This window comes from uncultured Abyssibacter sp. (assembly GCF_964000955.1).
Taxonomy (GTDB): domain Bacteria; phylum Pseudomonadota; class Gammaproteobacteria; order Nevskiales; family OUC007; genus Abyssibacter.
In genome coordinates this window covers 1-1959 of record NZ_CAXFCL010000090.1, presented here as the reverse complement: position 1 = coordinate 1959, position 1959 = coordinate 1, and the positions used below count along the sequence as shown (strand labels likewise).

The window sequence follows — 1959 nt, the reverse complement described above, 5'->3', positions numbered from 1 at the left end:
GCGTGCTGCTCGTCATCATCATCCTGATGGCGCTGGTGGGGCCGATGCTGAAGAGCCTGCTGCGCTCGCCCGCGCAGATGATGGGCGGCCAGCAGATGGCGCTGGCGGGTGCCGGCGCCGATGCGGGCCTGATGGGCATGCATGACGAGGAGCAGGTCACGCTGTCGCAGGCGGCGGGTGGCCATGCTGGTCAGCGCGCATTGGCCGATCCGAACAAGCCGTTCGCCATTGACCTGAGCGCGCCGTACGAACAGCAGATCACCGCGGTTCGGCAGGTGGTCAGCGAGGACCCGAAACGGGTGGCCCAGGTCGTGCGGCAGTGGGTGAACGATGGCGACTGAACTGGCGATTCCGCAGGCACCGGCCGTGTCCGACATGAGTCGGGTCGATCAGGCGGCGATTTTGCTGATGTCCCTCGGTGAAGCCGAGGCGGCGGAAATCCTCAAGCATCTTGGCGCCAAGGAAGTCCAGCGTCTGGGCGCGGCGATGGCCAAGCTGGAGAACGTGTCCCGCGAGCAGGCCTCGTCGGTGGTCACCAACTTCGTCACCGCGCTGGAGGAACAGACCTCGCTGGGTGTCGGCGCGGACGATTACGTGCGCCGCGTGCTCATCGGCGCCCTGGGTGAGGAGCGCGCCGGCGGCGTCATCGACCGCATTCTGGTCGGGCAGAGCAGCAAGGGCCTGGAAGCGCTGAAGTGGATGGACACCAAGGCCGTGGCCGAGATCGTCCGCAACGAGCATCCGCAGATCATCGCGATTGTTCTGTCCTATCTGGATTCCGACCAGGCGGCGGAGCTCCTGGCCCTGTTGCCGGAGCGTGTCCGGCCCGACGTGCTGATGCGCATCGCAACGCTGGATGGCATTCAGCCGAATGCGCTGCGCGAACTCGACGAGATCATGGAAAAGCAGTTCGCGAACAACAACAACTCGCGCTCATCCAGCCTCGGTGGGCGCAAGTCGGCCGCGAACATTCTCAACCTGATGGATTCATCCTCCGAGCAGATCCTGCTGGAGAAAATCGGCGAGTTCGACCAGAACCTGAGCGAAGAGATCGCCGAACTGATGTTCACGTTCGACAACCTGCTTGAGATCGACGACATGGGCGTACAGCGCCTGCTGCGGGATGTGAACAGCGAAACCCTGGTTCTGGCGCTCAAGGGTGCCGACAGCGCATTGCGCGACAAGGTGCTCAACAACATGTCGAGTCGCGCGGCGGAGATGCTGCGTGACGACATGGAAAACCGCGGCCCGGCTCGCGTCTCGGATGTCGAGGCCGCGCAGAAGGAAATTCTCGAAGTGACCCGTCGCCTGGCCGACGAGGGCGAGATCATGCTGGGAGGCGGTGGTGGCGATGAGTTCATCTGAACCGTTGCACACAGTGGCTGGCGAGCACGCGGCGCGCTGGGAGGCGCCGACGATTCTGCCGGCGGCCGGCGCGCACGGGACACAGGCCAGCAACGACGCCGCGCCGCCCACCGTCGCCGAACTGGACCGCATCGAGGAGGCCGCCTTTCAGGAGGGCTACCAGCACGGCTACGACGTCGGGTTCCAGAAGGGCAGTGCGGATGCCGGCGAGCGGGTCAATCGTCTCAAGGACATCTTTCACACGCTGGTGCAGCCACTGGCCGACCTGGACTCCGAGGTGGAGCAGACGCTGCTCAAGATCGCGTCCGCCGTCGCCGCGCGGATCGTCCGCGCGGAGCTTTCCACCCAGCCGGAGCTGATCGGCAACATAATTCACGAGGCCGTCGAATCGGTAGCCGGGGCCGAGAGCAATGTCACCGTCTATCTCAATCCGGATGACGCCGTGTTCGTGCGCGAACACCTGGATCAGCCGGTGGAGGGGCCGCACTGGAAGCTGATGCCCGATGACGGGCTGCAGCCTGGCGACTGCCGGGTCGAGACCGCGGACGCGCGGGCCGATGCGCGCCTGGATGCCCGCGTCGAGCGGCTCGTCGC

Annotated in this window: 2 protein-coding genes and 1 pseudogene; all 3 read left to right on the top strand. The window is 65.5% G+C overall.

Going from position 1 to position 1959, the window contains the following annotated elements; all coding sequences use genetic code 11:
• Positions 1–341, top strand: a pseudogene (locus tag ABNS06_RS04240) (hypothetical protein); the annotation flags it as partial.
• Positions 331–1365, top strand: a complete 1035-nt coding sequence (gene fliG, locus ABNS06_RS04235) for a flagellar motor switch protein FliG (RefSeq protein ID WP_348672768.1) — start codon at positions 331–333, stop codon at positions 1363–1365. The pseudogene ABNS06_RS04240 and the gene fliG, both read left to right, overlap by 11 nt.
• Before the next feature lie 13 nt (positions 1366–1378).
• Positions 1379–1959: FliH/SctL family protein (locus tag ABNS06_RS04230; RefSeq protein WP_348672767.1), on the top strand; the 581-nt coding region annotated here is incomplete at its 3' end.